Source organism: Nocardia sp. NPDC050717 (assembly GCF_040654275.1).
Taxonomy (GTDB): Bacteria; Actinomycetota; Actinomycetes; order Mycobacteriales; family Mycobacteriaceae; genus Nocardia.
The window spans coordinates 236161-245917 of record NZ_JBFAHR010000011.1; the positions used below are offsets into that span (position 1 = coordinate 236161).

Here is a 9757-nt window from a genome sequence, read left to right on the forward strand (position 1 = left end):
GCGATGCCGGATTCACGCCGTCGGGACGGCGGTCGTGCGAACGGGCGGTCAGGCGGAACCGGTGAGGGCCGGTGCGCACCGTGCGGCCAGCCCGATCAGCGCGTGGTCGGTGTGGGCCGCGCCGAGCATGCACAACCCGATGGGCAGCCCGCCGCAACGCGGCAGCGGCAGGGTCACCGCGGGCAGGCCCGCGATCGCGGCGAGACAGGTCAGGCGCAGGGTGGCGGTGCGCGCGGCATCGCGAGTGCGGGCGGCGGCATCGCGATACGGGGGCGGACCGGCCGTGGTCGGCAGCAGCAGTACCCCGTCGCCCACGGCATCGGTGATTCGCGCCGACGCCTGGGCCACGAGATTCCGTGCGGCGGCGGCACCCTCATCGGTGACCGTTGCCGCCCAGGCGAACCTGTCGGCCACTTCGGTTTCGAGGGCGCCAGGATGGGCGACGATCCAGTCGCCGTGCGCGGCCCACGCCTCGTACGCCTGCACGGTCCGGAAGGCACCGAACCAGCGGTCCAGCTCGGCGCCGAGAGCGACCGGTGCGGCACCGAGTTCGCGTGCGGCCCGCAGGCACTGCTCGGCCGACGACGGCGCGGCGGCGCACAACGCCGGATCGACCACGAATCGCCCTGGTTCGGTTCGCTCCACCGCACCCGGCACCCGCGGCGCTGCCGCCGCCCGGCTCCGGGCACCCGCCGGCCTGGACGCGGCGGGGCCGAGTTCGGGTGCGACGCTGCTTCCGTCCGCCGCACCCGCCGCACCGGAAGCCGCCGCCCGCGCCCCGAAATCCGTTGTGGCGGAGCGCACTCCACCGATCCGGCGACCGTCTGGCGGGGTATCCGGGGCTGAGCGGCTCCGGTCGGCCGGAGCCTGCCGCGCGGCAAACACTGCATCGGCGACGGCGGCGAGGGTGTCCGCGTCGCGGGCGAGCCAGCCGATCGTGTCGAACGACGGGGCCAGCGGGAGCAGGCCGGTGGTGTCGAGACTGCCGTGCGTGGTCCGGATTCCCCAGAGTCCCTGGTACGCGCCGGGTACCCGGATCGAGCCCGCGGTGTCGGTGCCGAGCCCGATGCTCGCCTCACCCCGCGCGACCGCGACGGCGGGTCCGCTGGACGAGCCGCCCGGAACCCGCTGTGGCGCCGCGGGATTCACCGGCATTCCGGTGCGGCCGTTGCCGCCGGTGATGCTGTACGCGAACTCGTCGGTGGTGGCGATGCCGGTGAGGTCGGCGCCCGCGGCGAGGAGCGCGGCCACGACGGTGGCGTGCCGGGGTTCGGGTGCGCGCCCGGCGAGAAAGTCCCCGACCCCGGCGCCGAGGGGGTACCCGGCCACCGCGAACAGATCCTTGACCGCGACGGTGTGCCCGGTGAGTGGGCCGGTGGCCGTCGCGGGCACCAGCGGTGCGCCGACCTCGCGCCACACCGTGGTGTCCGGCGCGTTGCGCACCGGCGCGCTCACCGGGCCCGCTCCAGGACGAATCGAGCCAGCTCGGTGTGCGCGGTGTGCGCGAAGTCGGCGATCCGGATCTTGCCGTGCACGCCCCTGGTCAGGTCGACGGCCTGGGAGACGGTGAAATCGGCGGCGGCGCTGAGGTAGAGGTAGGCGCGGCGGGGATCGGTCTCGAACAGCGCACCCAGCAGATCGACCGCGTTGCCGACGCACAGCGACAGCGCGGTGTCCAGATCGGGGTCGAGCCCGGTCGGGACGACCAGACCGTGACCCGCCGCGAACGGGCCGACGCCGAGATCGGCGACCTGCTCGGCCGGGATCAGGTCCAGCCGCACCGTGGCCCGCAGCGGCGCCTCCAGCGCGGTGAGCGCGACCTCACCGTCGCCCTGCGCGAAATGCGGGTCCCCGACGTAGAACAGCGCGTCGGGCACCTGGACCGGCAGGAACAGGGTGGCGCCGGGGGTGAGCAGCTTGACGTCGATGTTGCCGCCGTGCGCGCCGGGCGGCACCGAGTGCGCCCGCTCGGCGGTCGCGGTGGCGACACCCATGATGCCGAGGAACGGCGCCAGCGGGAAGCGCGCCAGGTGCGTGCTGCCCGGCGCGATCGGCATGGCGCCGAACCACGCGCCGGGCTCCCCGGTCACCGTGCAGAACTGGCCGTAGGCCCCGTCGTGGGCCGTGCCTGCCAGCATCCCGCGACCGTGCCGGGTGGAGATGACGCCGTAGGGCGCGCGCAGGGCCAGGTGCTCGACCCGGACGGCGAGCAGATCGCCCGGACGTGCCCCGTCGACCGCGATCGGCCCGGTGACGAGGTGCGGGCCCGCCCCGGCCTCGCGGGTCCGCAGCGCGACCAGTTCGACCGCGTCGTCGAGGATCTGGTCCCTGGCCACGCCGTGGCCGCCGAAGTAGGCGACCGGGTCCGAACCCTGGTCGTCGAGCAGGCCCTCGTGGCTGATCGTGTCGATCACGACCGTCGCGCCGGGTGCCACCGTCCGCACCGGCGGATCGCCGGCGCGTGGCAGCCTGCCCCACAGCACGCGGGCGGGATCGGCGGGGACGTAGCTCGTTCCCTGGGCGAGGCCGCTGCCCTGCTGCAGGACCGGGAAAGGGGGCGCGATCTGGTCGCCTGCCACTGCGGTCACCGTGGTTCCTCCGCTGTCGATGAGCCGATGTCGACCATTGGTCCGACCATTTGATTCCGTAACGGTATGCCACTATCAATCAGGCTGCGACCGGGCGAAACGTGCGTAACAGAGGATTTACGCGCCAGCAATACGAGGGCGCCCGCGCGGCCTGCGATAGGATTGGCCGGACCAATCTCCGGATCGTGAGAGGCCCGACGCCGTGAATTTCGCGCCCATTCCCCCGCTCCAGCGCCGGACCGGCAGTGTCAGCGCCGAGGTGGCCGCGCACCTCGAACGGCTGATCATCGACGGCGCCCTGCGTGCCGGCGATCGGCTGCCCCCGGAACGAGAACTGGCGGCCACGCTCCAGGTCTCGCGGTCCTCGCTGCGCGAGGCGATGTTCGAACTCGAATCCAAGAAGCTGGTCGACCGCAGGCAGGGCCGCGGCAGCACGGTCACCGATCTCCCTCGCGGGGCGGCCGAACTCCACGACAATCTCGCCGAGCTCGACATCGAACTCGGCTACGCGACCGAGCTGCGCGAGCTGGTCGAACCGCGCATCGCCCAGCTCGCCGCCCAGCGGGCGGTGGAATCGAACCTGCTCTCGCTCCACGATGTCCTCGACCGGTCCGACGAGTCGCTCGGCCCCGAGCATTCGATGGCACTCGATATCGAATTCCATACGCTGCTGGCGCATTCGGCCCAGAATCCCCTGCTGGTGACGCTGTGCACGATGACCACGGAATGGACAAGGCGCACCCGGGTGCTCTCGCACCGCACGCCCCTGGGCCGCCGGGTCTCCGTGCACGGACACCGGGAGATCCTGCGCGCGATCGACGCCAACGACGGACCGGGCGCGGCCGCCGCGATGGAACAGCACCTGCGCGAGGTCAGGGAGATCAGCTCGCCCCGATAACACTCAGCCGAGGGCGGCGGCGAACACCGCCAGCGCCCGGTCGTCGAACAGGACGAAGCGCACCTCGTCGACGGTCGGGTCCGCCGAGCGCACCGTCTCGACGGCGATGCGGGCGCCGTCGTCCATCGGCCAGCCGTAGATGCCGGTCGAGATGGCCGGGAAGGCGACCGTTTGCGCACCGAGTTCGGTTGCCACGCGCAGGGATTCGCGGTAGCAGGAGGCGAGCAGGGCCGAGCGGTCCTCGGTCGCCGACCAGACCGGGCCGACGGTGTGGATCACCCAGCGCGCGGGCAGGCGGCCCGCGGTCGTGGCCACCGCCTGCCCGGTCGGCAGGCCCCTGCCGTACTGCGAGGCGCGCAGATCGCGGCATGCCGACAGGATCTCGGGCCCGCCCTTGCGGTGGATGGCGCCGTCGACACCGCCGCCGCCGAGCAACGAGGAATTCGCGGCGTTGACCACCGCGTCGACCCGCTGTTCGGTGATGTCCCCGCGCACCGCCTCGATTCGCGTCATCGCTCCATTGTGCTGGCCGCACCGCGCGCGACACCACTCGATATCGGCGTACCGTCGACCTCGTCGCAGTTCGACACGCCACCGCATCGAGGAGGACCGCGCATGCCCATTCCCACCGGCGAGATCGTGTCGACGCCCGAGGGCCGGGATCTGGTGATCGTCCGGTCGCTGGGGTTGCCCATCGAGGAGGTCTGGGGGCGGCTGACCGACCCGGATCTCACCGAGGGCTGGTACGGCACCTGGGAGGGCGAGCCCGGCGCGGGCAACACCATCCGGGTGCGGATGCGCTTCGAGGAGGGGCAGCCGTGGACCGCCATGCACATCGACGACTGCACCCCGCCGCTGCGCCTCGGCCTGTCCTCGACCGATCAGATCGGTGTGTGGCGGCTGGAGGTGGCGCTGCTCGACACCGGCGCGGCCACCGAGGTGCGCCTGGTGCACCACCTCACCTCGGAGTACCAGCTGGCGGAGATCCCGCAGATCGGGCCGGGGTGGGAGTACTACGCCGACATGTTCGTCGCGGCCTGCACCAACACCGCGCGCCCGGATTTCGCCGACTACTACCCGGCCATGGCCGAGTACTACCGCGCCGCCTAGCCGAAACGCGCACAGCCCCAGCCGTTCCCGGCCGGGGCTGTGCGTTGTTCGCGACAGCTCACTCGTCGTCGAGCTGCGCGGCCACCTCGTCGGAGATCTCGACATTGGTGTAGACGTTCTGCACGTCGTCGCTGTCCTCGAGCGCGTCGACCAGCTTGAACACCTTGCGCGCGCCCTCGACGTCGACGGCCACCGAGACCGAGGCCTGGAAGCCCGACTCGGCCGAGTCGTAGTCGATGCCCGCGGCCTGCAGCGCGCTGCGCACCGCGATCAGATCGCCGGGCTCGCTGATGATCTCGAAGGACTCGCCGAGGTCGTTGACCTCTTCGGCGCCCGCGTCGAGGACGTGCTCGAGGATGTCGTCCTCGGACAGGCCGTTCTTGTCGAGGGTCACCACGCCCTTGCGGCCGAACAGGTAGGCCACCGAGCCGGGGTCGGCCATGTTGCCGCCGTTGCGGGTCATGGCGACGCGCACCTCGCCCGCGGCACGGTTGCGGTTGTCGGTGAGGCACTCGATCAGCACGGCGACACCGTTGGGGCCGTAGCCCTCGTACATGATCGTCTGCCAGTCGGCGCCGCCGGCTTCCTCGCCGCCGCCGCGCTTGCGGGCGCGCTCGATGTTGTCGTTGGGGACCGACGACTTCTTCGCCTTCTGGATGGCGTCGTACAGCGTCGGGTTGCCCGCAGGGTCACTACCACCGGTGCGGGCCGCCACCTCGATGTTCTTGATCAGCTTGGCGAAGAGTTTGCCGCGCTTGGCGTCGATTCCCGCCTTCTTGTGCTTGGTGGTGGCCCATTTGGAGTGGCCGCTCATGCCCTACTTCCTTCAGGTCGGTTGCGCGTCTGCCCGGGCGGACAAGCTCGATCCAGCCTACTCGGACCACCCGCGCCCGTGGACGCGGGCGTTACCGTGCCGAACGAACGAGGTCGACGAACAGTTCGTGCACCCGCAGATCGCCGGTCACCTCGGGATGGAAGGAGGTCGCCACGACATTGCCCTGCCTTGCGGCGACGATGCGGCCCTGCGCCGGACCCTGCGGGACTCGCGCCAGCACCTCGACGCCGTCACCGACCCGCTCGACCCACGGCGCGCGGATGAACACCGCCCGCACCGGCGTGTCGAGACCGGCGAACGCCAGGTCGGTCTCGAAGGAATCGACCTGGCGTCCGAAGGCGTTGCGGCGCACCGTCATATCGATGCCGGACAGGTGCTGGGCGTCGGGCCTGGTGTCGAGGACCTCCGAAGCCAGCAGGATCATGCCCGCGCAGGAGCCGAACGCGGGCATCCCGTCGCGCAGCCGCGCGCGCAGCGGTTCGAGCAGCTCGAAGGCCTGCAGCAGCTTGGAGATGGCGGTGGACTCGCCGCCGGGCAGCACCAGGCCGTCGACGGCGGCCAGCTCGGATTCGCGCCGCACCAGTACCGCGTCGGCGCCACAGTGGTCCAGCGCCGCAACGTGTTCGCGCACGTCACCCTGGAGCGCGAGGACGCCGATGGTCGGCCGGGCGGCAGCGGAGGTTGCGTTCACAGCCGCTGAGCTTACGAGGCGCCCCGTTGTGCGCCCGCTCACGGTCGCCATCAAGGTTGCGTCAACGCCGGGTGCATTCGCGCCGGACAGGTCGACACTCACAAGGGTGATTGCACTTCTGCCGCGCAGGAGCCCCGGACCTGCGCCGATCGTCCCGCACCGCCGCGGGCTCACTGTCTCGACCGGGCTGGCCGGTCTGTCCCTGGACGCGATGGCGTCGGTCTCCTACGGTCCCGAGGCGATCGTCCTGGTGCTGGCCACCGCGGGCGGTCTCGGCCTCGGCATGACCCTGCCGGTGACGCTGGCCATCGCCGCGCTCCTCGCGGTCCTCATCGCCTCCTACCGGCAGGTCATCGCGGCGTTTCCGAACGGTGGCGGCGCCTACGCGGTGGCCAAGCGGCACCTCGGGCACCGCACCAGCCTGCTGGCGGCGGCGTCGCTGATCGTGGACTACGTGCTCAATGTGGCGGTCTCCCTCGCCGCCGGCGTCGCGGCGCTGACCTCGGCGTTCCCCGCGCTGCACGAGTACACGGTGGGGATCTGCCTGGCGGTGCTGGTCGGCATCACCGCGCTGAACCTGCTCGGCATCACCGAGAGCGCCCGCGCGTTCATGATTCCGACAGCGGTGTTCGTGGCCGGTATCTTCGTGGTGATCATCGGCGGGCTGCCGCGCACCGAACCGGCGGCCGTCACCGCGGGCACGGCCGCGGTGAGCGATATCCACACCGTCGGGGTCCTGCTGTTGCTCAAGGCGTTCTCCAGCGGCTGCGCGGCGCTGACCGGCGTGGAGGCGATCGCCAACGCGGTGCCGAGTTTCCAGGAACCCCGTGTGCGGCGCGCGCAGCGGGCCGAGGTCGCGCTGGGGCTGCTGCTCGGCACGATGCTGATCGGGCTGGCGGTGCTGATCGAGAAGTTCTCGCTGCGGCCGATCGAGGGCACCACCGTGCTGTCGCAACTGACCGAGGCGGCCCTCGGTCACGGCGTCGGCTATTACATCGTGCAGTTCGCGACGGTGGTGCTGCTGGCGCTGGCCGCGAACACCTCCTACGGCGGGCTGCCGACGCTGACCCGGCTGCTCGCCGACGACAACTGCCTGCCGCACCGGTTCGCCGTCGCGACCCCGCGCCAGGTCTACCGCTACGGCGTGCTGACGCTCGGCGTGAGCGCCGCGGTGCTGCTGGTGGCCGCGGCGGGCAACATGAACGCGCTCGTCCCCCTGTTCGCGATCGGCGTGTTCGTCGGGTTCACCATCGCCCAGACCGGCATGGTCCGGCACTGGTGGCTGACCCGTACCGAGGGCTGGCGGTGGCGGATCGCGCTCAACGGCTTCGGCGCGGTGCTGACGTTCGTGGCCGCCGTCGTCACCACCGTGATGAAGTTCGCCGAGGGCGCCTGGCTGATCGTGCTCGTCCTGCCCGTGCTCATGATCGGGATGGAGCGGATCCGCAACGCCTACACCAGGATCGGGCACTCGCGCGGCACCGCCGGTGTGCTGCCCGCGCAGCCGCGCCCGACGGGCACCGCCATCATCGTGCCGATCGCCGAGGTGTGCGAACTCAGCCGGGAGGCGTTGTCGGCGGCCATGTCGATCGGGGACGACGTCACCGCGGTACACGTCTGCCTGCCGGGCGAGTCGACGGCCGCGTTCGCCAAGGCCTGGGAGGCGTGGCATCCCGAGGTGCGCCTGGTCCTGCTCGAGGACAGTGACGCGACGGTCGGCGGACCCGTGGCCGCCTATGTCCGCGCGCATTTCGCCGGTCGGCGCAAGGTCGTGGTGATCGCCGAGGTCGAACCGCCCACGGGGTGGGAGCGCGTCCTGCCCAGCCACCGCAGCGACGAACTCGAACGCGTGCTGCGCAAGATGACCGACACCGTGGTGTGCCACCTGCGCGTGCAGGTGCGCTGAGACCCCGGCCGAGGCCGAGGGATGCCGGAACCGGTGCGGCGGCCACCCGCGCCGGTTCCGCCGGCTACTTGTGGCGCGGCGTCCGGATCAGGCCCTCCTGGACGACCGCGGCGACCAGGTTGCCCTCGCGGTCCCAGATCTTGCCGCCGGTCAGCGCGCGGCCGAAGCCGGCCGAGGGCGAGGACTGGTCGTAGAGCAGCCATTCGTCGGCGCGGAACGGGCGCAGGAACCACATGGCGTGGTCGAGGGAGGCGTCCTGGGTGGGCTCGCCCGGGTGGGCGACCTTCGAGGAGCCGAGCAGGGTCATGTCGCTCATGTAGGCGAGGGTGCAGACGTGGAACATCGGATCGTCGGGCAGCGGATGCCGGTACCGGAACCACACCTGCTGCTGGGAGACGACGCCGTCGCGGGAGGTCACCTGCTCGGCCGGGACCACCCGGATGTCCCAGTGCTCCCATTCGCGCATCGCCCAGAGCCGTTCGGGGCTCATGCTGACACTCGCGTCGGGCAGGTCGTCCGGCCCGTCGACCGGCGGCATCACGTCCTGGTGCTCGGGCCCCTCGTCGCCGCGGTGGAACGAGGCCGACATCGTGAAGATCGCCTGTCCGTCCTGCACGCCGGTGACCCGGCGGGTGCAGAAGGAGCGGCCGTCGCGGATGCGTTCGACCAGATAGACGGTCGGTTCCTCCGGGTTTCCCGGCCGCAGGAAGTAGCCGTGCAGCGAGTGCACCTGGAAGGCGGGGTCGACGGTGCGCACCGCCGAGACCAGGGCCCGGCCCGCGACCTGACCGCCGAAGGTGCGCGTCAGCTGGGATTCGGTGGCCGCGCCACGGAAGATGTCCCGTTCCAGCTGCTCGATCTCGAGCGCCTCTTCGATAGTCGCCATGCGCTCGAGATTATCCCGTCGCCGACTGTCCGGTCTGCCCGGCTCGGCGCGACGGCCCGGAATTTGCTGTGATAGGTCGATGCCGTCGTTCACGCCCACCTCGCCCGCGACGCTGGCGGGTCTCGTCGCCGACCGGCTGACCGGGCTGCCGGGGCGGCGCGTGCTCGCCGTCGACGGCGCCGACGCCGCGGCACCGACGGAGCAGGCCGACCGGATCGCGGCCACGATCCGGTCCCGCGGGCGCTCGGCGGCGGTGGTCTCGCTGCACGCGTTCGTGCGGCCCGCCTCGTTGCGGATGGAGTACGGCCGCGACGACGAATGGTCCTATCGCACAGCCTGGTTCGACTACGCCGCGGTGCGCCGCGAGATCCTCGGCCCGATGCGTTCGGCCGGGCGCTGGCTGCCCGCGCTGTGGGACGAGCAGCGGGATCGGTCCGCGCGGGCCGCCGTGCGCGAGGCCGAGGCCGATCTCGTACTGGTGCTGGCGGGGCCGATGCTGCTCGGCCGCGATCTCGACTTCGACCTCACCCTGCGCCTCGAACTGAGCGACCAGGCGGCGTTGCGGCGCACGCCACCGGACCAGCACTGGACACTGCCCGCCCTGCGCGCGCACGCCGCCGAGCATCCCGAGACCGCCACCTGGACGCTGCGCTGGGACCATCCCGACCGCGCCGCCCTGCGCGTCGACTGATCACGTCCGGACACACGAAAGCCCCGGCCGTGCTCCGGCCGGGGCTCTCGCGGATTCGGTCAGGCGCAGGCGACCGACTGCTGACCCAGGTTGGTCAACATGGTGCAGGCCCACGACTTCTGGACCTTCCACTTGCCCTCCTCGGCCACGAA

The 9757-nt window shown here is 71.7% G+C and carries 10 protein-coding genes; 4 read left to right on the forward strand and 6 right to left on the reverse strand.

Going from position 1 to position 9757, the window contains the following annotated elements:
• Positions 1 to 48: 48 nt before the first annotated feature.
• Positions 49 to 1455, reverse strand: a complete 1407-nt coding sequence (locus AB0H56_RS22645) for an amidase family protein (protein ID WP_357166566.1) — start codon at positions 1453 to 1455, stop codon at positions 49 to 51.
• Positions 1452 to 2588: an acetamidase/formamidase family protein gene (locus AB0H56_RS22650; protein WP_357166569.1), complete on the reverse strand. Its 1137-nt coding sequence runs from the start codon at positions 2586 to 2588 to the stop codon at positions 1452 to 1454. The genes AB0H56_RS22645 and AB0H56_RS22650 overlap by 4 nt, the downstream gene beginning before the upstream one ends.
• 202 nt (positions 2589 to 2790) lie before the next feature.
• On the opposite strand from AB0H56_RS22650, the gene AB0H56_RS22655 reads away from it, so the two are divergent.
• The gene (locus tag AB0H56_RS22655) at positions 2791 to 3486 is read left to right on the forward strand and encodes a FadR/GntR family transcriptional regulator (RefSeq protein WP_357166572.1); all 696 of its coding nucleotides are present in this window, start codon (positions 2791 to 2793) and stop codon (positions 3484 to 3486) included.
• A 3-nt stretch (positions 3487 to 3489) separates the two neighbouring features.
• On the opposite strand, the gene AB0H56_RS22660 is transcribed toward AB0H56_RS22655, so the two are convergent.
• Positions 3490 to 3999, reverse strand: coding sequence for an O-acetyl-ADP-ribose deacetylase (locus AB0H56_RS22660; protein WP_357166575.1), 510 nt, complete (start codon positions 3997 to 3999; stop codon positions 3490 to 3492).
• Positions 4000 to 4101: 102 nt separating this feature from the next.
• Here AB0H56_RS22660 and AB0H56_RS22665 point away from each other — a divergent pair, with 102 nt between their 5' ends.
• On the forward strand, positions 4102 to 4596 hold the full coding sequence (locus AB0H56_RS22665; protein WP_357166578.1) for an SRPBCC domain-containing protein: 495 nt from the start codon (positions 4102 to 4104) through the stop codon (positions 4594 to 4596).
• Positions 4597 to 4654: 58 nt separating this feature from the next.
• Here the strand turns inward: AB0H56_RS22665 and AB0H56_RS22670 are convergent, their stop codons facing one another.
• Together AB0H56_RS22670 and pdxT are read right to left on the reverse strand one after the other, a co-directional pair.
• Entirely contained in the window at positions 4655 to 5410 is a 756-nt protein-coding gene (locus AB0H56_RS22670; RefSeq protein ID WP_110035640.1) for a YebC/PmpR family DNA-binding transcriptional regulator, read from the reverse strand.
• A 91-nt stretch (positions 5411 to 5501) separates the two neighbouring features.
• Positions 5502 to 6122, reverse strand: a complete 621-nt coding sequence (gene pdxT / locus AB0H56_RS22675) for a pyridoxal 5'-phosphate synthase glutaminase subunit PdxT (protein WP_357166581.1) — start codon at positions 6120 to 6122, stop codon at positions 5502 to 5504.
• Between the two features lie 211 nt (positions 6123 to 6333).
• Between pdxT and AB0H56_RS22680 the strand changes: the two genes are divergently transcribed.
• Positions 6334 to 8028, forward strand: coding sequence for an APC family permease (locus AB0H56_RS22680; protein WP_357166624.1), 1695 nt, complete (start codon positions 6334 to 6336; stop codon positions 8026 to 8028).
• A gap of 64 nt (positions 8029 to 8092) precedes the next feature.
• On the opposite strand, the gene AB0H56_RS22685 is transcribed toward AB0H56_RS22680, so the two are convergent.
• The gene (locus AB0H56_RS22685; protein WP_357166584.1) at positions 8093 to 8914 is read right to left on the reverse strand and encodes an acyl-CoA thioesterase II; all 822 of its coding nucleotides are present in this window, start codon (positions 8912 to 8914) and stop codon (positions 8093 to 8095) included.
• A gap of 79 nt (positions 8915 to 8993) precedes the next feature.
• Here AB0H56_RS22685 and AB0H56_RS22690 point away from each other — a divergent pair, with 79 nt between their 5' ends.
• Positions 8994 to 9605, forward strand: a complete 612-nt coding sequence (locus AB0H56_RS22690) for a hypothetical protein (RefSeq protein WP_357166587.1) — start codon at positions 8994 to 8996, stop codon at positions 9603 to 9605.
• The last annotated feature ends 152 nt before the right edge of the window (positions 9606 to 9757 follow it).